17 protein-coding genes are annotated in these 26,589 nt (G+C 57.6%); 16 read left to right on the top strand and 1 reads right to left on the bottom strand.

What is annotated here, in order from left to right; genetic code table 11:
- Window positions 1-64: 64 nt before the first annotated feature.
- From H598_RS0109195 to H598_RS0109265, 16 genes are all read left to right on the top strand, one after another.
- Window positions 65-1,432: a sodium-dependent transporter gene (locus H598_RS0109195; RefSeq protein ID WP_028112763.1), complete on the top strand. Its 1,368-nt coding sequence runs from the start codon at window positions 65-67 to the stop codon at window positions 1,430-1,432.
- A 247-nt stretch (window positions 1,433-1,679) separates the two neighbouring features.
- Window positions 1,680-4,277, top strand: a complete 2,598-nt coding sequence (pepN, locus tag H598_RS0109200; protein WP_028112764.1) for an aminopeptidase N — start codon at window positions 1,680-1,682, stop codon at window positions 4,275-4,277.
- A gap of 36 nt (window positions 4,278-4,313) precedes the next feature.
- Window positions 4,314-4,535 (top strand): DUF2835 family protein, encoded by a 222-nt coding sequence (locus H598_RS0109205; protein WP_028112765.1) that lies wholly within the window; start codon window positions 4,314-4,316, stop codon window positions 4,533-4,535.
- A 309-nt stretch (window positions 4,536-4,844) separates the two neighbouring features.
- Window positions 4,845-6,920, top strand: a complete 2,076-nt coding sequence (locus tag H598_RS0109210; protein ID WP_028112766.1) for a DUF1302 domain-containing protein — start codon at window positions 4,845-4,847, stop codon at window positions 6,918-6,920.
- Window positions 6,921-6,935: 15 nt separating this feature from the next.
- Window positions 6,936-8,300, top strand: coding sequence for a DUF1329 domain-containing protein (locus H598_RS0109215; protein ID WP_028112767.1), 1,365 nt, complete (start codon window positions 6,936-6,938; stop codon window positions 8,298-8,300).
- A gap of 67 nt (window positions 8,301-8,367) precedes the next feature.
- Window positions 8,368-9,378 (top strand): WD40/YVTN/BNR-like repeat-containing protein, encoded by a 1,011-nt coding sequence (locus H598_RS0109220; RefSeq protein ID WP_051252622.1) that lies wholly within the window; start codon window positions 8,368-8,370, stop codon window positions 9,376-9,378.
- 9 nt (window positions 9,379-9,387) lie between these two features.
- Window positions 9,388-11,751: an efflux RND transporter permease subunit gene (locus tag H598_RS0109225; protein ID WP_028112769.1), complete on the top strand. Its 2,364-nt coding sequence runs from the start codon at window positions 9,388-9,390 to the stop codon at window positions 11,749-11,751.
- Window positions 11,752-12,006: 255 nt separating this feature from the next.
- Window positions 12,007-16,833 carry an NAD-glutamate dehydrogenase gene (locus tag H598_RS0109230; protein WP_028112770.1) on the top strand — a complete coding sequence of 1,609 codons (4,827 nt, stop codon included), beginning with the start codon at window positions 12,007-12,009 and terminating at the stop codon, window positions 16,831-16,833.
- A gap of 59 nt (window positions 16,834-16,892) precedes the next feature.
- Window positions 16,893-17,915 (top strand): quinone-dependent dihydroorotate dehydrogenase, encoded by a 1,023-nt coding sequence (pyrD, locus tag H598_RS0109235; protein ID WP_028112771.1) that lies wholly within the window; start codon window positions 16,893-16,895, stop codon window positions 17,913-17,915.
- A 202-nt stretch (window positions 17,916-18,117) separates the two neighbouring features.
- Window positions 18,118-18,657, top strand: a complete 540-nt coding sequence (locus H598_RS0109240) for a cell division protein ZapC (RefSeq protein ID WP_028112772.1) — start codon at window positions 18,118-18,120, stop codon at window positions 18,655-18,657.
- A 166-nt stretch (window positions 18,658-18,823) separates the two neighbouring features.
- Window positions 18,824-20,944, top strand: coding sequence for a bifunctional 23S rRNA (guanine(2069)-N(7))-methyltransferase RlmK/23S rRNA (guanine(2445)-N(2))-methyltransferase RlmL (gene rlmKL, locus H598_RS0109245; RefSeq protein WP_028112773.1), 2,121 nt, complete (start codon window positions 18,824-18,826; stop codon window positions 20,942-20,944).
- Window positions 20,937-21,170 (top strand): glutaredoxin family protein, encoded by a 234-nt coding sequence (locus H598_RS0109250; protein WP_028112774.1) that lies wholly within the window; start codon window positions 20,937-20,939, stop codon window positions 21,168-21,170. Before rlmKL ends, H598_RS0109250 begins: the two co-directional genes overlap by 8 nt.
- Window positions 21,167-23,080 (top strand): ATP-binding cassette ATPase Uup, encoded by a 1,914-nt coding sequence (uup, locus tag H598_RS0109255; protein ID WP_028112775.1) that lies wholly within the window; start codon window positions 21,167-21,169, stop codon window positions 23,078-23,080. Before H598_RS0109250 ends, uup begins: the two co-directional genes overlap by 4 nt.
- Before the next feature lie 9 nt (window positions 23,081-23,089).
- Window positions 23,090-25,024, top strand: coding sequence for a DUF3466 family protein (locus tag H598_RS0109260; protein ID WP_084144400.1), 1,935 nt, complete (start codon window positions 23,090-23,092; stop codon window positions 25,022-25,024).
- A 206-nt stretch (window positions 25,025-25,230) separates the two neighbouring features.
- Window positions 25,231-25,407 (top strand): ribosome modulation factor, encoded by a 177-nt coding sequence (gene rmf, locus H598_RS25955; RefSeq protein WP_084144401.1) that lies wholly within the window; start codon window positions 25,231-25,233, stop codon window positions 25,405-25,407.
- Between the two features lie 158 nt (window positions 25,408-25,565).
- Window positions 25,566-26,048, top strand: coding sequence for a glutathione peroxidase (locus tag H598_RS0109265; protein ID WP_028112777.1), 483 nt, complete (start codon window positions 25,566-25,568; stop codon window positions 26,046-26,048).
- On the opposite strand, the gene fabA is transcribed toward H598_RS0109265, so the two are convergent.
- Window positions 26,045-26,584: a bifunctional 3-hydroxydecanoyl-ACP dehydratase/trans-2-decenoyl-ACP isomerase gene (fabA, locus tag H598_RS0109270; protein ID WP_028112778.1), complete on the bottom strand. Its 540-nt coding sequence runs from the start codon at window positions 26,582-26,584 to the stop codon at window positions 26,045-26,047. The genes H598_RS0109265 and fabA overlap by 4 nt on opposite strands.
- Window positions 26,585-26,589 lie beyond the last annotated feature (5 nt).

The raw sequence follows: 26,589 nt of genomic DNA on the forward strand, positions 1-26,589 counted from the left end.
GAGCTCTAGGGGGGACCTACCCCTCAAATACAGAGCCATTGCATCGGCTTAGGGAGTAGCAAGGATGTCACAAAATCATGGACAGTGGACCAACAGATTCAGTTACGTACTGGCGGCCACCGGCGCCGCAGTGGGATTGGGTAACATCTGGAAATTTCCCTATATCATGGGAGAAAACGGTGGCGGCGCCTTCGTGTTGGTGTACCTGGTGTGCATCGCCCTGATCGGCATTCCGGTCATGATGGCCGAGGTGATGATCGGCAAGTTTGGTCGTCAGACTCCGGCTAGATCGGCGGTATTGATGGCCAAGGCCTCCGGGCGTTCCTCCGCTTGGAAGGTGACCGGTTGGGGCGGAGTATTGGCCGGGTTTTTGATCCTCTCTTTTTACGTGGTGATCGCCGGTTGGGCGGTCGCCTACACCTGGTACGGGTTCAACGGCAGTTTTGAAAACCAGAATGCCGAACAAATCGGCATCCTGTTCTCCGAACTGAATGCCGGCCCCTGGGCGCTGATGGGCTGGAGCGGCTTCATCGTGCTTGGCACCGTGCTGGTGGTGGGCAAGGGGGTTCAAAAGGGGTTGGAAAAAGCGGTGAACTACATGATGCCGGTGCTGTTTGTGCTGCTGGCGATCATGGTGGGTTACGCCGCCACCACCGGCAACTTCAGTGAAGCGGTGCAGTTTATGTTTGCCGCGGATTTCTCCAAACTCAGCTGGAATGGCGTGCTGATCGCCCTGGGCCACAGCTTCTTCACCCTGTCGCTGGCCTCCGGCATTATGATCATGTACGGCGCCTACCTGCCGGACAACACCTCACTGGTTAAAACCTCGGTGTACATCGCCATTATGGACACCCTGGTGGCACTGATGGCGGGCCTGGCCATCTTCCCCATCGTGTTTGCCAATGGCTTGCCGGCCGGCGCCGGCCCCGGTCTGATCTTCCAGAGCCTGCCGATCGCCTTCGGCCAGATGCCTCTGGGTCAGTTGTTTGGTGGCAGTTTCTTCCTGATGGTGGTGGTGGCGGCGTTTACCTCTTCCATCGCGCTGATCGAGTCCAGCGTGGCCTGGTTGGTAGAAAACCGCGGCTTCAGTCGCTGGCAGGCGGCGTTCAGTGCCGGTTTTGCCATCTGGCTGGTGAGCCTGTTGACGGTGTTCTCCCTGACCGGCGCCGAGTGGAGTGTGGTGTCTCTGTGGGGGGACATTCGCATCAGCTTCTTTGATCTGCTGGATTACATTACCGCCAACATCATGTTGCCGTTGGGCGGGCTGATCATTGCGGTATTCGCCAGTTGGGCGGTGTCCGAGGAGATCAGTCGCCGCACGCTGGACACCACGCCAGCCCTGTACCGGCTGTGGCAACTGTCGCTGCGATTTGTGGCTCCGGTGGCCATTGTGGCGGTGTTCCTCAACCTCATTGGTGTGCTGGATCTCTGAGTTCCGGCCAGCCAACCAGCAAAGCGCCGCCCGTCGGCGCTTTTTTGTGGCCGGGTAAAACTGCTTAATTGTCCAGCGGTTGAGGGCTTTGGCACTGGCAGCGGCCAATTTCTTGGTATACTGACCGCCATTATTCAGACCGGCACCGGCCGTTTCCCGCTCTGAGGACAGGGAGGGAACCGGTCCCATAGAGTGCGGGTTCGGTTATCGCCGCGAAGGCACAGACTCACGCAAGGAGAAACGCAGCATGTCTCAACCGACAGCGCGCCATCGACTGGATTACGCCCCCAGTGACTTTACCATCGACACCCTCAAGCTGGACGTTCGTCTGGACGATCACCTAACCCGGATTGTCGCCAGCAGCCGCGTGCGTCGTCAGAATGACGCCGCCACCACCCTGGTGCTGACCGGTGAGTCGATGAAACTGCTGTCGGTGTCCATCGATGGTCAGCCCTTGCCGCAGAGTGGTTATCAGCTGCAGGACGATCAGCTGAGCATAGCCGCGGATCTGGCGGAGTTTGAGCTGGTGATTGAAACCGAGATCGATCCCGCCAATAACACCGCCCTGGAAGGACTGTACAAATCTCAAGGGGTGTTCTGCACTCAGTGCGAAGCCGAGGGCTTTCGCCGCATCACCTATTTCCTCGATCGTCCCGATGTGCTGGCCCGCTACACCACCCGCATTGAGGCGCCCAAAGCCGATTACCCCTACCTGTTGGGCAATGGCAACAAAGTCGACAGCGGTGACCTGGACGACGGTTGGCATTTCGCCACCTGGGAAGACCCGTTCCCGAAACCCAGCTACCTGTTTGCCCTGGTGGCCGGTGACTTCGACCGCCTCGATGACCAGTTCGTGACTCGCAGTGGCCGCACGGTGGCGTTGCAGTTGTTTGTCGACAAAGGCCAGGAGCATCGAGGCCACCATGCCATCGCCAGCCTCAAGGCGGCGATGAAATGGGACGAGGAGCGGTTCGGTCTGGAGTATGACCTGGACATCTACATGGTCGTGGCCGTGGACTTCTTCAACATGGGCGCCATGGAGAACAAGGGCCTGAACGTGTTTAACTCCAAGTGCGTGCTGGCCGATGGCGACAGCGCCACCGATGCCGAGTTTGACCGCATTGAGTCCATCATCGGCCATGAGTATTTTCACAACTGGACCGGAAACCGCATCACCTGCCGCGACTGGTTTCAGTTGAGCCTTAAAGAGGGACTGACGGTGTTCCGGGACCAGGAGTTTTCTTCGGATCTGGGTTCTCGGGCGGTTAACCGCATCGCCGCAGTGAAGACCATCCGTGGGGTCCAGTTTGCCGAAGACGCCGGGCCGATGGCGCATCCGATCCGCCCGGAGAAGGTGATCGAGATGAATAACTTCTACACCGTCACCGTCTACGACAAAGGGGCGGAGATCATCCGCATGATGCACACCCTGCTGGGCGAGGCCGGGTTCCAGAAAGGGATGCAGTGCTACGTCGAGCGTCACGACGGTCAGGCGGTGACCTGTGACGATTTTGTTCAGGCGATGGAAGACGCCAGTGGTGTGGATCTGACCCTGTTCCGCCGTTGGTACAGCCAGTCTGGCACTCCGCACCTGAGCGTGACCGACCACTATGACCCGGCCAAGGCCCAGTACACCTTAATGTTCCGTCAGCACACGCCAGCGACGGCGGATCAGCAACACAAGCAGCCGCTGCACATTCCGGTGAAACTGGAGCTATTGGACAGTCAGGGCAACACCATCGCCGCCCGTGTCAACGGCCAGCCGTTTGACGGTCTCTACAGCCTGATGGACGAGCAGGGCACCCTGGTGCTCGAAGGCGTCGAGGAGCTGCCGGTTGCGTCGTTGCTGCAGGAGTTCTCGGCGCCGGTGAAACTGGAGTTTGCCCAGGATGAACAGGCACTGTGTCTGCTGATGGCCCACGCCAACAATGCCGTTGCCCGTTGGGATGCCGCGCAAAGCTTGCTCAGTGGTGCCATCTACGGCGCCTTTGACAACCTCGATGCGCCGTTGTCGCCGTCACTGATCAGCGCCTTTGAATTGGTGCTGGCCAATGACCAGGTCGATGCGGCGCTGGTGGCAGAACTGTTGAATCTGCCGTCGGTGGCGACCTTGCTGGACGGTCGCCCGGGTAGTGATGTGGTGAAGCTGTACCAGGCTCGGGTTCAGGTTCAGCGTCAGTTGGTCAGCGCCCTGAAGACGGTGATCACCCATCGCTACGATTCCTGCCAACGTCAGCAGCAACAGGGGCAGGCGAATGCCGCCCTGCGCAGCCTGAAAAACACCCTGCTGGAGCTGTTGGCCCTGGATGGCGACGACGAGCGGGTCAGTCGCCAGTTTGCCGAGGCCGACAACATGACCGACAGCCTGGGGGCGTTGACCGCCGCCAACCGCGCGCTGCTGCCAAGCCGAGAAGCGATGATGAGCCGTTTTGAGGCGCGCTGGCACGACGACGTGCTGGTGATGGACAAGTGGCTTACCCAGACCGCGCTGGCGCCGCAAGGGGTGGACGATGCACTCAAGGCCATCGAGGCCGCCATGAGTCATCCTCGCTTCGATATCGCCAACCCTAACCGGGTGCGGGCGCTGATTGGTGCTTTTGCCGAGGCCAACCCGAAGGCGTTTCATGATGCCGGCGGTAAAGGCTATGCCTTTTTGGTGCGCCAGTTGAAAATCCTCAACGGCATCAACCCTCAGTGTGCCGCCCGTATCATCACGCCGCTGATCGGCTTTAAGCGTCACGATGACGTTCGCCAGCAGGCGATGAAGGCCGGCCTGACCGAGTTGATGGCCATGAGCGATCTGTCCCGGGATCTGTATGAGAAGGTTTCCAAGAGTCTGAGTTAAGGAAGTGGCGGCGGCTTCGGCCGCCGCCGGTGTTTTATGAGTCAATACATCTTCGATCTCTCTGTCACTGCCAGCCAGATGCAGCGCTACTATCAGGGCCAGGCCCAGGTGGTGGTGGTGCGCAGTCTGCAGGGCAAAGTGATTCACCTGCACCCCCGTTTCTTACGCCCCTTCGTTTCCGCCACCGGCATTCATGGCCGTTTCAGATTGACTCTGGACGCAAGTGGCCAATTTAACGAGTTGATAAAAATCGGCTAACTTTCTGCCGTTGCCAGCCTAGAGTTATTACTTCAAACGCGTGTTGCATTTTTGGCGCATTTTGATTGATGTCGCAAAAAACCATAAATTCAAGAGCTTACGCACCGCAGACCGGGGCCGCGTGCCTAAGAATCAAATTGAGACTCCCGCTGTGGCAGTAAAGTTGAGTTAACTCCCTAAAAATTAACCTGTTTCTCTCCCTTAAAAAGGTTGCGGCCCTGTGGGCGTTGTTGTAACAATGGGGTTAATGTGTCGTTACTTGGCGATGCATGCCAAAACAACAAATTCAGGGAAGGGAGAACCGCGATAATGAGACAAGGCGCATTGGTTTTTCGCCGCTCAGCGTTGGCTGCCAGTATCGGATTGATATTGTCAGGCCCGGCTGCAGCCGTCACTTTCAATTGGGGAGAGATAGAGGGGAGTTTCGATTCAACCTGGACAGTGGGTGCTGCGTGGCGGGTCGAAGACCGCAACTACAGCAACATTGCCAAGTCCAGCCAGCCAGGCCTGGACTGGACCGGTTACGGATTCGATTTTGCCAACGGTCGCTTTAACGAGATCTACGGCGGTGACCAGTTGTTTGCCATGCCGGGTTCCTACTCGGCCAACGGCGACCTGGCAAACGTTCTGTACGATCAGGGCGATACCTTCTCTGAAATCTTCAAAGGTCTGCACGAACTCGAGTTGGTGTACGACAACATGGGGATCTTCGTCCGGGGCATGTACTTCTATGACAAGCGCATGGAAGACTCCGACTTTGATTACCGCAACCCGGTATCCGGCGCCGAATACGACGTCTGTGCCGATGATAAGGCGTCCGAATACGCCTGTTCCGACATTCGGTTGCTCGATGCCTACTTCTTTGCCGACTGGGACATCGGCGACATGCCGCTGTCGGTTCGCATCGGTGAGCAGGTGGTCAGCTGGGGTGAAAGCACCCTGATTGCCCACGGCATCAACAACATCAACCCGGTGGATCTGGCGCGTTTGCAGGCGCCGGGTTCGGAGCTGAAGGAAGCCTTTATTCCGGTTGGGATGGTATGGGCGTCGCTGGGGATCACCGAGAACCTCAACTTCGAAGCCTTCTACCAGTATCGCTGGGAGCAGACTCGTCTGCCGGTGACCGGCACCTACTTCTCCAGCAATGACTTCGCCGGCGCCGGCGGCTATGTCAATAACGCCCAGCTGGGCTTCACCTCCAACCCGGACAACACCCTGGACTGGTTGCTGCAGCAATACAGCCAGCTCAGCATGGTTGCCGGACAGGCTGCGGAAGCGGGCGGGGCGGCTGGCCTGGCGCAGTTGGCGCCGTTTGCGCTGGCTTACCCCACCAAAGCCACGCTCATCGGCCATGAAAACGAGCCCGATGATCAGGGCCAGTTCGGTTTGAAACTGGGCTATTTTGCGCCGCAGTGGAACGACACCGAATTTGGCTTCTACTTCATGAACTACCACAGCCGTCGTCCGCTGATCAGCGGTCAGACCGCCAACTTCGGTGCCGACGCCGTGGCCGCGGATCTGGCGACTCTGGCTGCACTGAATGGCGACGTCAGCCGTCAGGACCTGCTGGATCTGCAGACCTTCTCCAAAGCCGAGTTGGAGTACCCGGAAGACATCAAACTGTACGGCGTGTCCTTTAACACCACCATTGGTGATACCTCGGTGGCCGGTGAAGTGGCTTACCGTCAGGATGAACCGCTGCAGATTGATGACGTAGAACTGCTGTTTGCCGCCATGCCCGAGCAGCTGTACAACGCCGATCCGGTCACCTACGCCATCTTTAAGGACCTGTCGCAGTACACGCTGCCCGACGGCTCTAAAGCCGGACCCGGTGAGAGCGCTCCGGGCTACGTCTTGACCGACAGCACCCAGGTACAGATGACCCTGACCCACATCTTCGGCCCCACCATGGGCGCGGACAACTTCCTGATGCTGGCTGAAGTGGGCGGCGTGTGGTTGCACGACATGCCCGACGAAGCGGTATTGCGGATGAATGGTCCTGGCACCGAGCGTGCCGGCTCTGCCGGACGGGAAGATAACCTGGCGGTGCTGGACATTCTCCATAACGGCCCGGAAGAAGACGCCTTCCCAACCGACTCCGCCTGGGGCTACCGTCTGGTGGCTAAGTGGGATTATTCCAACGTCGCCTTTGGCTGGAACGTGTCGCCACGAGTGGTGTTCTCTCACGACGTCAGCGGTACCACACCGGATCCACTGTTCCTGTTCGTGGAAGAGCGCAAGTCGGCCTCGGCCACCCTGAGCTTCGACTACCAGAGCCGCTGGTCAGCCGATCTCAGTTACAACGCTTTCTGGGACGGAAAGGGTTCTACTAACTCCATGGAAGACAAAGACTTTGTCTCCTTTAACCTTAAGTTCTCTATCTAACGGGGGAGAGGGGAAATGAAAAAATTCAGTATTATTGCCGCAGCACTCGCCGTATCGTGCAGCTTTGGGGTCGCCGCCAAGGTGACGCCGGAGCAGGCCAAGGCTTTGGGTTCCACGCTGACGCCGGTGGGTGCAGAGAAAGCGGGTAACGCCGATGGTTCCATTCCGGCCTGGGATGGCGGCATCACTCAGGCGCCCGCAGGCTATCAGCCTGGCCAATTCCACACCGATCCTTACGCCGGCGATGCGATGTTGTACTCCATTACCGCCGCCAACGTGGATCAGTATAAGGCGCTGCTGACACCCGGTGTCATCAAGATGTTCGAGATGTACCCGGACACGTTCAAGATGGATGTGTTTCCGACCCATCGTAGCGCCTCTTACCCTCAGTTCATCTACGACGCGTCGGTGGCCAACGCCACCACCGCCGAACTGGTGGCCGGGGGCAACGGCCTGAAGAACGCCGCCATCGGAGTGCCATTCCCAATACCGGCTAACGGTTTGGAAGCGATCTGGAACCACATCCTGCGTTATCGCGGTACCGACGCCCACATTCTTCGGGGGCAGGCGGCACCAACTGCCGGCGGCAGCTACACCCTGGTGAAGACCGACGAGAAGATTAAGTTCCTCTACTCGCGTCCGGACGCCAACGCCGCCGCGCTGGAAAAAGACAACCTGCTGTTCTACTTCAAGCAGGTGGTGACCTCTCCGGCTCGCCTGGCGGGAACCGCGCTGCTGGTGCATGAGACCATGGACCAGGAGAAAGAACCGCGTAAGGCCTGGACTTACAACACCGGACAACGCCGGGTTCGCCGGGCCCCTAATGTGGCCTTCGATACTCCGGGCACCGCCTCCGATGGCATGCGTACCACCGACGATTTCGACATGTACAATGGCTCGCCGTCCCGCTACAACTGGACCCTCAAGGGTAAGAAGGAGTTGTTGATTCCTTACAACAACTACAAGTTGCACGGTGCCGACATCAAGTACAAAGAGATCCTCAAGCCGGGCCACATCAACATGGATCTGGTGCGCTGGGAAAAACACCGGGTATGGGAGGTGGAAGCCACACTGAAAGATGGCATCAGCCACCTGTACAAGACCCGTACTTTCTATCTGGATGAGGACAGCTGGCAGGTAAGCATGGTCGACCTGTACGACAAGCGTGATGAGCTGTATCGCGTCGGCATGGCGCACGCGGTCAACTACTACGACCTGCCGACGGTCTGGACCACCCTGGAAGTGTTCTACGATCTGAGTTCTCGTCGTTACCTGGCCATGGGGCTGGATAACGAAGACGGTGTCGCCAGCTTCGATGAGGAGTTCAGCGTCAAGAAGGAGTTTACTACCAACTCACTGCGTCGCAGCGGACGTCGCTAATCACATCACAATAAGAATAGGGGGCACCCCGGTGCCCCCGCTATGGAATATAACTATGCGGTATACAATGTTATTTCCGCTTGTGCTGATCGGAACGCCCGTCCTGGCGGATGTCCCCACTCCATTGCCCAATCCGGCAATTCATGCCACCAAAGCAAGCGTCAGTCCGATGATGAGCCTGGCTCAGACTTCGGCTGGGATGATTGCGGTGGGCAACCGGGGTCACGTTCTGTATTCGTCAAGCGTTAAGGGAGAGTGGCAACAGGCCAAGGTGCCGGTCAGTACCATGCTGACCCGGGTAGTGATGGTGAACGATAACCAGGGCTGGGCTCTGGGCCATGACGCCACCATACTGCGCACCGACGACGGCGGTGCCAGCTGGCAGTTGCAGCAGTGGTTGCCTGAGGTTGAGATTCCCCTGCTCGATGCCCATTTCTTCGATGTCGACAACGGCATCGCCGTGGGCGCCTACGGCCAGCTGTTTCGCACCGCCGATGGCGGTAAACACTGGCAGTTCGAGTTTCTCGACTCACTGCTCATCGAAGACGATCGACTCTATCTGGAGGAGATTCGCGCCGAGAGTGAGGAGGACTACCTGGCCGAGCGGGCGGCGATGCTGCCTCACATCAACGGCATCACCCAACTCAAAGACGGCTCACTGTTTATCGTCGGTGAGATGGGGCTGATGGCCCGCTCCAGCGATCAGGGCAGGACCTGGACCCGTCTGCCGGAGATCTACTTTGGTTCTCTGTTGGACATGGTAGAGACTCAGGGAGGCGACTGGGTGGCCTTCGGTCTGCGCGGCAACGTGTTCCAAAGTACCGATCAGGGTCAAAGCTGGTACCCGCTGGAGGTCGACACCCTGTCCACCTTCAACGGCGGCCGGGTCATGAGCGACGGCAGCGTTATTCTGGTTGCCAACGGCGGCATTCTGGCCCGCCGTGAAAAAGACAGCGACGATTTTGTCGTCCACCAGGTGGCCAAAGGTCAGGATCTGGTGGATGTGGTGGAAGGGAAGCCCGGACAGTACTGGGTTGTCGGTTCCCACGGTGTTCAAGACATCACCTTAAAGCAGTAAGGAGCAGTTATGACCACAAGGATGGTGAATTGGATTGAACAGCTGTTGTTCCGGCACCGGAAATTGGTGATGGCGGTGTTTGCCCTTGCCACGGTGGCGTTGGCCTTCAGTGCCAGTCAGCTAAAGATGGATGCGGCCTTTACCAAGAACATACCGCTCAATCATCCCTACATGGCCACCTACCTCAAGCACCAGGAGCAGTTTGGCGGCGCCAACAGCATCATGGTGGCGGTCGAGGACAGCAGTGGCAACATCTTCAACCCCAAGTTCTTTGATGTGCTGCGGGAGATTCACGATCAGCTGTTCTTCGTGCCCGGGGTTAACCGTAGCCTGGTGAAATCCCTGTATTCCCCTTCAACCCGGTTTACCGAGGTGGTGGAAGACGGTTTTCAGGGGGGGCCGGTGATCCCCGCCGACTTCAGGCCGACCGAGGAAGGGCTGGCGGTGGTCAAGGGCAACATCGAAAAGGCCGGCGCCGTAGGACGGCTGGTGGCCGATGATTTCAGTGCCGCCATGGTCAGCGCGCAACTGTTGGACCGCATCGCCCTCAATGAGCAGGAGCGAGCCGAGGCCCAGGCCCTGGGGCTGACGGACATGACCAAGCCCATGGACGTGCTGGCACTGGCTGAGACTCTGGAGCAGGAGCTGCGGGTCAAGTATCAGGATGACCAGATAAAGATTCACATCATCGGTTTCGCCAAGATGGCCGGGGATGTGGCCGAAGGTGCGGCCGGTGTGGTGGCGTTTTTTGTTATTGCCCTGTTCATCACCGCGCTGATGGTGTGGTACTTCTGCCGCAGCATCAAGCTGACCCTGCTGCCGCTGCTGTGTTCGCTGATCGCGGTGGTGTGGCAGCTGGGGGGCCTGACGGTGCTGGGCTTTGGCCTGGATCCCATGTCGATTCTGGTGCCGTTTCTGGTATTCGCCATCGGCGTCAGTCACGGGGTGCAGATGATCAATGCCGTCGGCCATAAGGTAGCCGAAGGCCATAACGCCAAGGCGGCGGCGCAGCTGGCGTTTCGCAGCCTGTTGATCCCCGGTGGCGTGGCACTGCTGTCGGACACCATCGGCTTTCTGACCCTGCTGTCCATCGACATCGGCATCATTCGCGAATTGGCCATCACCGCGTCACTGGGTGTGGCGGTGATCATCCTTACCAACCTGGTGCTGCTGCCGGTGCTGCTGTCGTTTGTTACCTTCAGTGAACGTTACCTGGCCAAGATGCGGGTTGCCCATGCTTCGGTATCGCCGGTCTGGAAGGCAATTTCGGTGTTCGCCTCCAAACGCTGGGCGGTGATCATCGTGTCGGCGGCGGTGGTGCTCTATGGCGCCGGCTACCTTAAGTCGCAGCAGATGAAGATTGGCGATCTGCATGCCGGGGCGCCGGCCTTAAAGGCCGACAGTCGCTATAACCTGGACACGGCCTTCATTACCGACAAGTTCTCCATTACCACCGACGTACTGACGGTGATCGTGGAGGGCTTCCCGGAAGCCTGTACCTATCACCATGTGCTGGAACGCATCGACAGGTTCCAGTGGCAGATGGAAAACGTGCCCGGGGTGGAGTCTGCGGCCAGTCTGGGCTCGGTGGCGCGAGTGGTCAACGGCGGCTTTAACGAGGGCAACCCGCGCTGGCGGGTGCTGCCTAGAACCACCGCGACTCTGGTGCAGTCGGTGGCGCAGATCCCCACCTCCACCGGCCTGCTTAACAACGACTGCAGCGTGATGCCGGTGTACCTGTTCCTGAAAGATCACAAGGCGGTGACCATCGACACCGTGGTGGCAGAAGTCAAGAAGCTGACGTCAGAGTACGACACCGACGAGCTGAAGTTCCGCCTGGCCTCCGGTCCGGTGGGGGTGATGGCGGCCACCAACGAAGCGGTAGAAGCGGCGCAGACGCCGATGATGCTGTACGTCTACGGGGCGGTATTCCTGTTGTGTCTGGTTAGCTTCCGCTCCATCCGTGCCACCATTGCGGTGATTGTGCCACTGTACCTGGTGTCGACCCTGGCACAGGCATTGATGAGCATGCTGGAGATTGGCCTGACGGTCTCGACCCTGCCGGTGATCGCCCTGGGGGTGGGCATCGGTGTCGACTATGGCATCTACATCCTGTCGAGCATGTCGATTCTGTTGCGTGAGGGCATGCCGGTGCAGCAGGCTTACCTCAAAGCGCTGTGCGATCGGGGTAACGCGGTGGTGTTCACCGGCATCACCCTGGCGGTGGGGGTCAGCACCTGGGTATTCTCGGCGCTGAAGTTCCAGATGGACATGGGCATAATGTTGACGTTTATGTTCCTAGTGAACATGTTAGCCGCGATTATTCTCCTGCCAGCAATGGTTAAGTTGTTGTGGTTTAATCGAAAAGCCTGATTGCCTAAATAGGCACCATGAATAAAAAGGCCGCATTTGCGGCCTTTGTTGCATAGAAAGCGTGCATTATTGACGCTTTTTTCAGATCTTCCTGTTTAACCGCCTATAACCGCTATTTTCGAAAGTGGATTGTGCTCACAGTTCCCAAAAAATGGTGATACACTTCGCTTCAAGTCGCGGGGCCGAAGGGGCCGCTGCGGCTGGAAAAAACCATAATAAAATACTGGTGCCATTGCAGCAGAGGGAATAAGCAACATGGCTAATAACGATTCCATCCCTTCCGTACTTCTAGACAACGTTGTGGCCCTCATCCACAACAACATGCCGAAAAAAGAAGCCGCGCTTCTGGAAAGTTTCGCGCACTCTCTCTACGGGACCTTGTCCCGCGACGATCTCTACGCCCGCAGTGACAGCGACCTTTACGGCGCCATTCTCAGCCTTTGGAACAGCCTCAATACCGTGACCGCAGGCGCGGCCTTTAACCGAGTGTTCAATCCGGCCCAAAGCACCCACGGCTGGCAGTCCAACCACACCGTGGTGGAGATGATTCAGCCGGACATGCCGTTTTTGGTGGACTCGGTGTCCATGGCCCTGAACCGCATCGGGGTGACCTCGCACCTGTTGATCCACGTGCCGTTGGCCATCAGTCGCGACAAGCAGGGCCGCATTACCGCGCTGCGTTCGCTGGCGGATGCCAAGCCCAAGGATGAACGCACCGCGGTGTTCTTGATTGAGGTGGACAACCTCACCACCCAGGAGGAGATCTCCGGGTTGGAGAATGAACTTAACTCGGTGGTGGCCGACGTCGAGTCCTCGGTCAACGACTGGGAGGCGATGCGGGCCCAGATGGGCGAGACCGTCAAAGAGATGATCGCCTCCGACAGCGACGGTAAGCACAAGGAAAGCTCGCAGTTTATGCAGTTCCTGCTCGACCATCATTTCACCTTGTTGGGCTTCCGTCGCTACGACCTCAAAGCGGTGTCCGGCGACATCGAGTTGGTGCCGCTGATGGAAACCGGCTTGGGGATGATGCGGTCCAAGGAGAACGGCCGTGAGAATCTGCTGCTGTCGACCCTGCCTGAAGCCGCCCGGCGCGAAGCCCTGGGCGAGCATCCGCTGGTATTGACCAAAACCAACTCCAAGAGTCGGGTACACCGGCCGGCCTACATCGATTACATTGGTGTGAAGCGATTTGACGACAACGGCAAGGTGATCGGCGAAGACCGCTTCATCGGCCTGTATGCGTCTACCGTCTACAACCGCAGCCCTCGCGGCATTCCGCTGCTGTCCGGCAAGCTGGACCGAGTGATGCAACGCTCCAAGCTGGCGCCGAAGTCCCACGATTACAAAGCGCTGATGAACGTGCTGGAAACCTACCCTCGGGACGAACTGATTCAGGCCACCGAGCAGGAACTGCTGGAGTTTGGCCTTGGCGTGCTGCAGATGCAGGACCGCGACAAGGTGCGGTTGTTCCTGCGCAAGGATCTGTTTGGTCGCTTTATCTCGGCCATGGTGTATGTCTCTAAAGACCGTTACAACACCCAACTGCGGGTCAACACTCAGCAGTTGCTGGCGGAGCATTTCCGAACTCAGGAAGACGTGGAGTTCACCACTTTCTTCTCCGAGTCGACCCTGGCCCGAACCCATTACCTGGTAAAAGTCGAAGATAACGATATGGATATTGATGTCACTGAGTTGGAAACCAACTTGGTTGAGCTGACCCGCTCCTGGGAAGATAAGGTCGACAGCGCCCTGCGCAAAACCTTTGGCCAGGCCAAGGGTAAGGCGATTGCCAATAACTACATTCCTGGCTTCCCTCGCAGCTACAAAGAGGACGTGTTGCCGTCGGCGGCGGTGGTGGACGTGGCCAAGCTGGCCAAGCTGGGCGACGATCACAACCTGGGCATGCTGTTCTACCAGCCGCAGGAAGCGGTACTGGACAGCAACCACGTTCGGCTGAAGCTGTTCCATAAGGATGAGCCCATCCACCTGTCGGACGTGCTGCCGATGCTGGAGAACTTCGGCCTGCGGGTGATCGGAGAGCGTCCGTACTGCATCAACACCAGCGACGGTCAGGTGTACTGGGTGCTGGACTTCAACATGACCCTGTCCGGCAACATCGACGCCGACATCAACGCCTCACAGCAGCGATTCCAGGATGCCTTTGCCAAGGTGTGGTCCGGCGCGCTGGAAGACGATGGTTTTAACCGCCTGATCCTGTCTGCCGGGCTGACCGGCCGTGAAGCCAGTGTGCTGCGTTCCTACGCCAAGTACATGCGTCAAATCGACGGTACTTTCTCGCAAAGCTACATCGAAGAGACGCTGAGCCACTACCCGCACATCGCCACCTTGCTGGTGAAGATGTTCGATCGTAAGTTCAACCCGAGTTCGAAGACCAAACGGGATCTGGACAAGCAGGTGGAACTGGCCAACACCTATCTGGACGACGTCAGTAACCTCGACGACGACCGCATCATTCGTCGCTTCATCGAACTGATGCAGGCGACCCTGAGAACCAATTTCTATCAGCGCGGCGACAACGGCGCAGAGAAGAGCTACATCTCCTACAAATTCTCGCCGATGATGATTCCGGAGATGCCGCTGCCGCTGCCGAAGTTTGAGATCTTCGTCTACTCGCCTCGCGTGGAAGGGGTGCACCTGCGGGGCGCCAAAGTGGCCCGCGGTGGCTTGCGCTGGTCCGATCGCCGTGAAGATTTCCGGACCGAAGTACTGGGGCTGGTGAAGGCGCAGCAGGTTAAGAACACCGTCATCGTGCCGTCCGGTGCCAAGGGCGGTTTCGTCTGTAAGAACCTGCCGTCGGAGCGCGAAGCCATGCTGGCGGAAGGCAAGGCCTGCTACCAGATTTTCATCAGCGCGCTGCTGGACATCACCGACAACATCGTTGCCGGTGAGTTGACCCCACCGCAACAGGTGGTCCGCCACGATGAAGACGACCCCTACCTGGTGGTCGCGGCGGACAAGGGCACCGCCACCTTCTCGGACATCGCCAACGCCATCTCTGAAAGCTACGATTTCTGGCTCGGCGATGCCTTCGCCTCCGGTGGTCAGTTTGGTTACGACCATAAGAAGATGGGCATCACCGCCCGCGGCGCCTGGGAGTCGGTGAAGCGCCATTTCCGTGAACTGGGGGTGAACTGCCAGACCACCGACTTTACCTGTCTGGGTATCGGCGACATGGCCGGCGACGTGTTTGGTAACGGCATGCTGTTGTCCCGCCACATTCGCCTGCAGGCGGCCTTTAACCATCAGCACATCTTCATTGACCCGGCGCCCAACGCCGAGGCCAGCTACGTCGAGCGGGAGCGCCTGTTCAACCTGCCTCGCTCCAGCTGGGAAGATTACGACATCACCCTGATCTCTGCCGGTGGTGGCATCTTTAGCCGCAGCGCCAAGTCCATCAAATTGACGCCGCAGATCAAATCGATGATTGGCACCACCAAGAACCAACTGCCGCCCAACGAACTGATCCGTCATCTGCTGAAGATGGAGGTGGATCTGATGTGGAATGGCGGCATCGGCACCTATGTGAAGGCCAAGAGTGAAACCGACGCCGATGTGGGCGATCGCGCCAACGACGTACTGCGCATCAATGGCGGCGACCTTAAGGCCAAGGTGGTGGGCGAGGGCGGTAACCTGGGACTGACCCAGCTAGGACGTATCGAATACGCCATCAGCGGCGGTCGCATCAACACCGACTTTATCGACAACGTCGGTGGGGTGGATTGTTCCGATAACGAGGTCAACATCAAGATCCTGCTGAATCAGTTGGTGGCAGAAGGCGACCTGACCGTGAAGCAGCGCAACCTGTTGCTGGAAAAAATGACCGATGAGGTGGCCGAAATCGTGCTGCGGGATTGCCGCGACCAGGCCCAGAGCATCTCGGTGACTCAGGTAGACAACGCCGATCAGCTCAAAGAGCAGATTCGCTTTATGCAGCATCTGGAGAAGTTGGGCAAGCTGGACCGGTCGCTGGAGTTCCTGCCCAACGAAGATGAACTGAATGAGCGCCTGGTTGCCGGTGTTGGCATGACCCGTCCGGAGTTGTCGGTGTTGGTGGCGTACGCCAAGATGGTGCTCAAGGAGCAGCTGGTGTCGCCGGAGATCACCGACAACGAGTTCCTGGCCCGCCGTTTGGTGAACTACTTCCCACAGGAGCTGCAGCAACGCTTCTCCGAGCAGATGGGCAAGCACCCGCTGCGCGGTGAGATCATCGCCACCGACCTGGCCAACGACATCATCAACGACATGGGGCTTAATTTTATCCAGCGTATGCAGGATGAGACTGGTGCCGCAGTGGAAGAGGTCGCGATATGTTACTCTATCGCCTGTCAGGTATTTGATCTCGAAGATCTTAAGCAGCAGATCAACGCTCAGGACGACGTGGATGCACACCGTCAGAGCGAACTGCTGTCGCAGGTGCGCCGCACCATTCGCCGAGTGACCCGCTGGTTCCTGCGTCACCGTAATCGCAGCCTGAGCATCGAAGCGGTATCGAGCTTCTACCGAGGTGTGGTGGAAGAGTTGGATGCCGGATTCGATCGCTTCCTGGTTGAGGATGAAGTGGCGCAACTGGCCAAGGACGAAGACGCACTGGTTGAACAGGGCGTATCGGTTGAGTTGGCACGACGCATGTCGCATCTGAGCACGCTGTTCTCGGCGCTGGACATTGCCGAAGTGGCCAAGTCGGAGCAGAAGCCGGTTGCCCTGGTGGCCGAGACCTACTTCAAGCTCGGCGCCGGCATCGAACTGCACTGGTTCCTGAACCAGATCAGCGAGCAGCCGGTCAGCAACCATTGGCAGGCACTGGCGCGGGCCGCCTTCCGGGAAGACCTGGACTGGCAGCAGCGACTGTTGACCTCGGTGGTACTGCGCAACTGCGAAGGCGAATGCCAGGCCGACAACATCATCAACCTCTGGGTTGAGGCAAACGAACAAACCTTGGATAGATGGCTACACATGATGGCAGAGTTCCACAGCTCCAAAACACATGAATTTGCAAAATTCTCTGTTGCCCTACGGGAGCTCAATCTGTTGATCATGCGTTGTGATACCAATGGTTAATCATTAGCGAATCAAGCCTCGGTTTTTACCGGGGCTTTTTTTAGGAAGGAGAAAAAAAATTGTTTTATAAGATTGCGCAGAAGTTTCTATTTCAGACCAGTCCTGAGTTTGCTCATAACTTTGCAATCACCTCCCTGCGTCATACCGCTAATACCCCGCTGTCTGTGTTCTACAGCCAGAACGTCCCTTCAGCACCGGTAGAGTGTATGGGCATCACCTTTCCTAACCCGGTCGGCCTGGCAGCCGGCATGGACAAAGACGGTGAAAGCATCGATGGCTTTGCGGCCATGGGGTTCGGTCACATCGAGGTCGGTACCGTTACGCCGCGGCCACAACCGGGTAACGATAAGCCTCGAGCATTCCGGTTAAAGCCGGCGCGGGCCATCATCAACCGCATGGGATTTAACAATAAGGGCGTCGATAACCTGGTTAAGAACATTAAAGCCAGTAATCCCGGCAATGCCATTATTGGTGTCAATATCGGTAAAAATAAAACCACGCCTTTGGAAGAGGGCAAGAACGATTACCTGTATTGCATGGATAAAGTGTACGACGTTGCCGGCTACATTGCGGTTAATATCTCATCACCGAATACTCCCGGCCTGCGGACTCTGCAATTTGGCGAAATGCTGGATGATCTTCTCGGTAGCTTAAAAGATCGCCAGACCGAGTTAGCCAAACAGTACGATAAGTATGTCCCCATCGCATTGAAGATCGCCCCGGATCTGAGCGATGAGGAATTAAAGCAGGTGTGTGATGCCCTGCTGAAATATAAATTCGATGGCGTGATTGCCACCAACACCACCCTCGACCGCGATCCGGTTAAGCACCTTCCCGAGCACAGCGAAGCGGGTGGCCTCAGCGGCGCGCCCCTGACCCAGCGCTCTACCGAGGTGATTCGCAAGGCTGCCGAGTACCTCGACGGCCGATTGCCGATTATCGGAGTAGGGGGGATCGACAGTGCCCAGGACGGGATGGATAAGATCGATGCGGGCGCAAAAATTGTACAGCTGTATACCGGCTTTATTTATAATGGCCCGTGCTTAATTAAATCGATCACTGAGGCATTTCTTAAAAGATAACCCGGATTGATCAAATAATAGTCAGGCCGCAATATTGCGGCCTTTCTTTTTTATATCGATCGCGATCGACGATCCAAAAAGGATCGAATTTGAGATCCCCTTGGTATATAATTGATCGTTTAAAATAATTTATTTTATTTCTTGCCCAAACCTGAATATTTATATTAGTATAATTTTCATCCAGTAAATAAGGATGCCACTCATGTTGCTTATGCCTACGGTCAATTGGCGCTGGTTCTTCGAGCCGCAACACTCCAGGTTAGCACTCGACCTGGGGGATGAGATGGTGTTTGTCACTCCCTACGACGCCAGTCAGATTATTCCCGATGCCCTTCAGGGCATGGTTTTCAGTGCCGAGCACGCCGACTGTTACACCCAGCTGTTGTCCGACATTGGCAACCAGTTGACCCTGTCGGAGCCACAGCAGGTGCAGATTGCCATCAATGCCACCGCACTGGCGTTCTTTGCCCTGCCGAGAATGCCCAAGAGTTGGTACTTCCACCACAGCAACAGCATCGTCTACAGCCGGGTGGGTAAGCTGTGCCAGCTGGACACGGATCACGGCAGTGGTTTGTTTGTGGTGGTGCAATCGGAAGAGCGCAGTTCGCTGGTGATGCTGCTGTCCGAGGCTTTGCCGCTGTCTGCCAGCAAATCGCTGCCGTGTTTCCAGCCCATCAAAGTGATGAACGATAGGCTGGTGCCAGCGCAGCAGGCCAAGCGACGGGCTCACTCTGCCGCCTGATCCTCGATTAGCGTCCACACAGCCGATCCGTTCCCGCTTTTTCGTCAGTCAGTTAGCTTCCTTGGCGCAACTGGTGCATTTTGCAGCACTATCCAGGTAATTGAGCGGTACGAACGCCCGCCATCAAGGTATAATGGGTGTTTTGTATCTTAATTGCCGGAATGCCATGAAGCGCTTTTACGCCGCCGTACCCAAGGGTCTAGAGTACCTGTTGGTCGATGAACTTAACCAGCTGGGAGCCGAAGAGGTCCACGAGGGCCTGGCGGTTGTCCATTTCCAGGCGGATCTTGCCACCGCATACCGCATCTGTCTGTGGTCCCGCCTGGCCAGCCGGGTGGTGATGGTGATCAGTGATTTCGAGATCACCGATGCCGACGACATGTACCATAAGGTCAAAGAGATCCACTGGCCGTCGCTGTTCTCCAGCCTGCGCGGTTTTATGGTGGATTTTCATGGCACCAACCGGGAAGTGCGTAACAGCCAGTTTGGCGCCCTCAAGATTAAAGACGCCGTTGTCGATTGCTTCAGCGAAGACAGTGGCCAGCGCCCCGGCATCACCAAGACCGATCCGGACATCAAGATCGATTGTGTCCTCAAGGGCGGTCGCCTTTCCGTAGGACTGAACTTCTCCGGCGCGCCGCTGCACCAGCGCGGCTATCGCCTGGATCACGGTCAGGCACCACTGCGAGAAAATCTGGCGGCGGCGATGCTGATCCGCAGCGGCTGGACCAAACATCAGGACCAGGCGTTGGTGGACCCGTTTTGTGGTTCCGGCACCCTGCTGATCGAAGCGGCATTGATGGCAGCGGACAAGGCCCCAGGACTGCTGCGCGAACACTGGGGTTTCTACGCCTGGAAGGGCCACGACGATGCCCTGTGGGACGAGCTGTCCAACGAAGCCCAGGTTCGAGGCGATCGCGGCGCCCGCAGCTGCAAGACCCGCTTCATCGGTTCCGACCTGGACAGCCGGGTGGTGGGCATTGCCAAGCAGAACGCCGCCCGCGCCGGCGTCGATAAGCTGATTAAGCTCAGCCAGCAGGACGCCCTCAAGGCCCGGCCCGAGGTCAAAGAGCCCGGCTTCATCGTCACCAACCCCCCCTATGGCGAACGCCTGGGCAACCTGTCCGGGATGATCGGCCTCTATTCCGATCTCGGTCGCGCGTTGCGGGGCCATTGGGGTGACTGGAAGCTGAGCCTGCTGTGCAGCGATGACATGCTGTTCAACGCCCTGCGGATGCGCAGCGACAAAGAATACAAGCTGTTTAACTCCAACCTGGAAGTGAAGCTGGCCAACTACCAGATTCGCGCTCGCCAGGAGCAGGAGTCCAATGAACCGGCTCAGCCGCGGGGCGGAGAAGAGTTTGGTAACCGCCTCAAGAAAAACCTCAAACAACGGACTAAGTGGCTCAAGGGCGAGGAGATCGACAGCTTCCGCCTGTACGACGCGGATCTGCCCGATTACAACGTCGCCGTAGACCGCTACCAGGACTGGGTGGTGGTGCAGGAGTACGCGCCGCCAAAGACCGTGGATGAAGCCAAGGCCAAATCACGGCTGGTGGACATCATGTGGCAGATCCCTCAGGTGCTGGATGTGCATCCGGATAAGATCGTGCTTAAGACCCGTCAGCGCCAGAAGGGCAAGAGCCAGTATCAGAAGCAGAAATCCCGTTCCATCGATCTGAACGTGATGGAGTACGGCGCCTGTTTCAAGGTTAACCTGACCGAGTACCTGGATACCGGCCTGTTCCTGGATCATCGCCTGGCCCGTCGTCACATACAGCAGCACAGTAAAGGCAAGGACTTCCTGAATCTGTTCGCCTACACCGGTTCGGCCTCGGTGCACGCCGCCCTCGGTGGCGCCCGCAGTACCACCACGGTGGACATGTCCAAGACCTATCTGGCCTGGGCCGAAGAGAACTTTGAGCTGAATCGGATCAAGGGGCGCCAGCACCAGTTTGTGCAGGCCGACTGCCTGGCCTGGCTGGAGCGCTGTAATCAGAAATACGACTTTATCTTTATCGATCCGCCAACGTTCTCCAACTCCAAGCGGATGGCCACCACTTTCGACATTCAGCGGGATCACCTGCGGCTGATGACCGACCTCAAACGCCTGCTGCGTCCGGGCGGGACCATCTTGTTCTCCAACAACAAGCGCAACTTTAAGATGGATCTCGACGGCTTGGCGGAACTGGGCCTGGCGGCGCAGAACATCAGCGATAAGACCATGTCGCCGGACTTCGCCCGCAACAAGCACATTCACAACGCCTGGCTGGTGAACCATGCCTGAGTACACCCTGTTTCATACCGACGGTTGCCACCTGTGCGAACTGGCACAGGCGCTGGTGAATGAGGCCGGACTTGAGGTACACCGCCAGGACATCATCGATTCCCCCGAATGGGTGGCGGCGTATGGCGAACGGATTCCGGTGCTGCGCCACAGCAGCGGCCGCGAACTGGGCTGGCCTTTTGACGCCCTGACCTTGACGCAGTTTACAGACGACCAAACATCATGAGCCTAATCAGAATTAACAATGGCCAACTGGCCTTCGGACACACGCCGCTGCTGGATCACGCCCAGTTTATTCTTGAGCCCCACGAGCGGGTGTGTCTGGTGGGCCGTAACGGTGCCGGCAAATCCAGCCTGCTGAAAGTCCTGGCGGGGCTGCAGGAGATGGACGACGGCACCAAGGGCATCGATACCGGCATCAAGATCGCCTATCTGCCCCAGGATCCACCGCGGCAGCAACAGGGCAGCGTCTATCACTACGTGGCTCAGGGCCTGGCGGAGGTGGGTGAACTGCTGGAACGCTATCAGAGTCTGAGTTTGCTGGTGGCCGACGACCCCAGCGATAAGAACCTGTCGAAACTGCACCGGTTGCAGGAGCAGATGGAGGAGCACGGAGCCTGGGGCGCCGAGCAACAGATCAGCCAGACCTTGAGTCGCCTGAACCTCAATGGCGATACCGCCATGGGCGATCTCAGCGGCGGCTGGCAGCGCCGGGCCGCCCTGGCACGGGCACTGGTGCGCCAACCGGACGTGCTGTTGCTGGATGAGCCGACTAACCACCTGGACATCGACGCCATCGAGTGGCTGGAAGAGATGCTGAAAGGCTTTGCCGGCAGCATCGTGTTTGTCAGCCACGATCGCGGCTTCATTCGTCGCACCGCCACTCGAATTGTGGATCTGGACCGCGGCAAGCTCAGCAGCTTCCCCGGCGATTACGCCCATTACCTGGTCGCTAAAGAGGAAGCACTGCGGGTTGAAGAGGAGCAGGCGGCGGAGTTTGATCGCAAACTGGCCCTGGAAGAGACCTGGATTCGTCAGGGAATTAAGGCCCGCCGGACCCGCAACGAAGGCCGGGTTCGGGCGCTGAAAGCGATGCGTCAGGAGCGAGCCGAACGCCTGAGCCGTCAGGGGAATGCCAACATGAAGATGGAGAGCAGCAGCCTGTCCGGTAAGCTGGTGTTCGACATCAAAGGCCTGGGGTTCTCCTGGCCGGATAAATCCATCGTCGCGCCGATGGACCGCATCGTGACCCGCGGCGATCGCATCGCCATGATTGGTCCCAATGGCTGTGGTAAATCGACCCTGATTAAGTTGCTGCTGGGCGAACTGGCCCCGCAGCAGGGTGAGGTGAAGCAGGGCACTAAGCTGGAAGTGGCCTATTTTGACCAACACCGCACCGACCTGGATCTGGACAAATCGGTACAGGATAACGTGGCCGAAGGTAAGCAGACGGTGACCATCAACGGTAAAGATCGCCACGTTCTGGGTTACCTGCAGGACTTCCTGTTTGCACCCGCTCGGGCCCGCAGCCCGGTTCGCAGCCTCTCCGGAGGGGAGAAAAACCGGCTGTTACTGGCGAAACTGTTCCTGAAACCGGCAAATTTGTTGGTTATGGATGAACCCACCAACGATCTGGATGTCGAAACTCTGGAATTGCTGGAAGCCAAACTGGCCGAGTACAACGGCACCTTGCTGCTGGTGTCTCACGATCGTGAGTTCATCGACAACACGGTGACCAGCACCTGGTGGTTTGGTGGCAATGGCTTGTGGCACGAATACGTGGGTGGTTACAGCGACGCCCACCGACTCGGCGCTCGGTTCTTTGGCGAAGAACTTCAGCAGAAAACGGCTGAAGTGGCTGATAAACCGGCGAAAGAGGAGAAAAAATCGGAGCCGGTTAAAGCTAAGAAGCTTTCCTACAAATTACAACGTGAACTTGACGCGCTTCCTGCTAAGATGGAGGCCCTCGAGGAGGCCATTGAGGCCTTGCAACAACAGATTGCGGCTCCCGGGTTCTTTGATCAGGACTCGAATGAGACCAACCGCATCCTGGCAAAACTGGCTCAGGATGAACAAGAATTGGAACTGTGTTTCAGCCGATGGGAAGAGCTGGAAACAATGCAAAATTCAGGCTAAGGGGAAAGAATGAGCCTAGTGAAGTGTAACTATAAGAAAACCACCTTGGCGATGGCCCTGCTGACGGCATGGGGCGCGCAGGCGGCTCCGCGTCAATGGGATGCCTATGAGATCGTCAACTTGGATGAGATGTTTTCTTTGGCATCCAGTCAGCTGCCCGCCACTCGTAACGGCTATGGTGGCGACATCAACAACCAGGGTGTGGTACTGGGCATTGCTCAGGGCGTCAACAACACCAGCGGTCTGGAAGACGACGGCATCATCGGCGAAGTGGAAGACGTCATTTTCCCCACCGTCGATGCGCTGAGCCCGGACATCAGTCGTGCCTTTCAGGGCAACAACTTTGCCTATGAGATTGATGAAGGCAATGGCTGGACCGCGGTCCACAGCCCCATCAACAACCAAAGTGCCCCGGATGATACCGACAATGATGCCACCTCCGATGCGTTCTATTTCGGCATTAAGGCCGACGGTGACGTACGGGTAGGGCGCACCTCCGGCACTCAATCCAAGGTGGCCGATCCCACTCCGGATGAAGGTGACGAGGACCCGTTCTTCTACGTTCGCGACTTCGATGCCCGCGGCGTGGTGCAGTCCGGTGGCAATGAGACCTTCCTGGTTCCCCCTTACACCGAATACACCTCAGAGGTGTCCGGCTCGTCCACCGTGGACATTGGTGGCTACTCGGTCGCTGCCGCCGTCAACACCCTGGATCAGATCACCGGTTACGTCGGTACCGCCCTGGCCAGTGGCTCTGAAGACGTCGTCGACAGCTGCTGGAACGTGTTCCTGGAAAACCCGACCACCGCCAACCCGATGGACGTGTGCATTCAGGCGCAGCAGAACAGTGGCACCATTCAATACCAGGTGCGGCCTGCCATCTGGCAGCTGGACCCGGCCAGCGGCGCCGCCACCTTAACCAAGACTCTGGATCTGCCGTTTACGCCACTGGATACCGATACCACGGTGTACACCGCCATGGGCCTGGGCATCAACGCCAGTGGCGTGGTGGTGGGCGAGTCCAACCAGCGTAACGACAGCAACAATTTGATGTCGTACCGCTGGGCTCAGATCTGGAAGCCTGACGGCACCATTCTCAGCCCCAGCAAGCTGAACGTTGACGGCCTGCGCGGCTCTACCGCGACCGCCATTAACGATGGCGGCATCGCAGTCGGTACGGTACAGCGCTACATCAGCGGCTACCCAAGAACCAAGTTCTGGGTTTATGACGTGAATTCCGGCGAAGAGTACTACCGAGAGCCAAGCGACTTTAACCCCGGCGGCCAGACAGACCTGTCGTCGCTGGCCAAAGACATCAGCAATAACGGTCTGGTGGTGGGTAACATCGAAGTCGACGTGCAGGCGCAGTTGCCTCGTCGTCGCAACGCCTTCGTGTATGACTACGTGGCCGATGAGGCGGGCGACAGCAACACCTTTGTGAACCTCAACAACCTGCTGACCTGTAAATCTCGCGGCTTCGTGGCCGATGACAACGGCAGTGTGGTGGACGATGAGGGCAAGCGCTGGTCCAAGTTCATGATCACCGACGACACCACCTTCGCTCAGAGCATTACCTACGAAGCGGATTTCACCATTGTTGAAGCCAACGGCATCAACGACAACGGTGAGATCGTCGGTACTGCACTGGTGCAACTGCCACGAGTCAAAGTGGAAAATGGCAAGGTGGTGACCGAAGAGGTGACCGATCCGGAAAGCGGCGAGACCGTGACTAAAATTGTCATCGAGACCGATGGTTTCGGTAAGCCGATCACCGATCAGTTGCCGCGTCCGGTGGTGCTGCGTGCCAACGCCGGCGAGAGCAGCTGTACCATCCCGCTGGAAACCGATGGTGACTCCACTCCGAACGAGCGTTCTGGTGCCTCGCTGCCACTGACCTGGGTACTGGCTCTGCTGCCACTGGCCTGGTTCCGTCGCCGCCGCTAAATCGCTTAATCAAGCTAGGATAAAAGAGGAGCCGGGCTCCTCTTTTTTTTTGTATAAAATAGTGCGTTTCTTCTCAGTAATTTAACTGAAATTCCTTTCTGTTGTCATAATTGGGGCTTGAACCCGGGCAAAAAATCGCCAATAGTGGTGACTGAGGCGACAGCCTCCTCAACCTGTAGACGGCAAAAAAGAAGGATGAGCGTTAAATGAAAAGACAAAAACGGGATCGTTTGGAAAGAGCACAAGCACGTGGATTTCAAGCAGGTTTGTCAGGGCGTTCAAAGGAGAATTGTCCCTATCAGTCGATGGACGCCAAAATGATGTGGCTGGGAGGATGGCGCGACGCCATTGACAGTCGGGTTTCCGGAATGTTTAACAAGTAGAATTCGCAGTTCGTCTTACATGAGCCTCCGTTTACGGGGGCTTTTTTGTGGCTCAGCCTCGGCTCAGGTTTATGGCGCGGCTGTGGGTCTGGATTGCCGCGAGAATCGGAGTACACTCAGAGCATTAGACATTTTATTCATCACAGCAGGGAAGGGCTATGAGCGACTCCAGCGTGTATCAGTTCAGTGCACAATCCAATCGACACGACACCATCGAATTTGAGCAATATCGCGGCCAGGTGCTGCTGGTGGTGAATACCGCCAGTGCCTGCGGGTTTACGCCTCAGTATGAGGGGCTGGAGAAACTGCAGCAGAAGTACAGTGACAAGGGCTTTAGCGTGTTGGCGTTCCCGTGCAACCAGTTTGGCAGCCAGGAGTCTGGTGATGACGAGGCGATACGGTCGTTCTGCGATCTGCAGTTCAATATCAGCTTTCCATTGTTTGCCAAGATAGAGGTCAACGGCCGCCGGGCGCACCCGCTGTACGTGTGGCTGAAAAAGCAGAAAGGGGGCTTGCTGGGAGATGGGATCAAATGGAACTTTACCAAGTTCCTGATCGACCAACAGGGCAAGGTGGTGAAGCGCTATGCGCCCACCACCAAGCCGGAACAGATCGACAAGGACATTGCCGCGCTGCTTTAGAAGGTGCTGGTGTCCTGGAACACACCCACTTTCAGGTCGGTCGCCTGGTAGATCAGGCGGCCATCGACCATCAGGTCGGCGTCGGCCATGCCCATGATCAACTTGCGGTTGATGGTGCGCTTCAGGTGAATGTGGTAGGTCACCTTCTTCGACGTTGGCAGGATCTGACCGGTGAACTTCACTTCACCCACACCCAGAGCACGGCCTTTACCTTTGCCGCCTTGCCAGGCCAGGAAGAAGCCCACCAGCTGCCACATGGCATCCAGACCCAGGCAGCCAGGCATTACCGGATCGGATTCGAAGTGGCAATCGAAGAACCACAGATCCGGATTGATATCCAGTTCGGCGATCAATTCACCCTTACCAAACTTACCGCCGGTATCGCTGATGCGGATGATGCGGTCCAGCATCAACATGTTGTCTTTCGGCAGACGGGGCGCGTCTGTACCAAACAGGGCACCATGGCCGCTGGCGATCAGTTCTTCTTTGCTAAATTGGTCGACCTTCTCAACGGGCAACTCGGCAGTAGCTTGCATAGCAC

The sequence above is a fragment of the Ferrimonas kyonanensis DSM 18153 genome, from assembly GCF_000425405.1.
In the GTDB taxonomy this organism is placed as follows: Bacteria; Pseudomonadota; Gammaproteobacteria; order Enterobacterales; family Shewanellaceae; genus Ferrimonas; species Ferrimonas kyonanensis.